Genomic DNA, 258 nt, shown 5'->3' with positions numbered 1-258 from the left:
GACCAGGTTCCAGTCCGCGAACACCGGGTTGTAGTCCGGGATACGGCGCGGCATGCCGGCCAGGCCCAGGAAGTGCTGCGGGAAGAACAGCAGGTTGACGAAGATCACCGTCCACCAGAAGTGGAACTTGCCGGCGGTCTCGTTGTACATGCGGCCGGTCCACTTCGGCCACCAGTAGTAGGTGGCGGCGATGATGGAGAACAGCGCGCCGGTCACCAGCACGTAGTGGAAGTGCGCGACCACGAAGTAGGTGTCGTG

1 protein-coding gene is annotated in these 258 nt (G+C 63.2%); it reads right to left on the bottom strand.

The features are described from left to right. Positions 1 to 258: cbb3-type cytochrome c oxidase subunit I (locus tag MTCD1_RS19605; protein ID WP_200818687.1), on the bottom strand; the 258-nt coding region annotated here is incomplete at both ends.

Source organism: Colwellia marinimaniae (assembly GCF_002207865.1).
GTDB lineage: Bacteria > Pseudomonadota > Gammaproteobacteria > Enterobacterales > Alteromonadaceae > Colwellia > Colwellia marinimaniae.
Note: the sequence above shows the minus strand (reverse complement) of the source record. Positions and strands in the feature narration are given on the sequence as shown.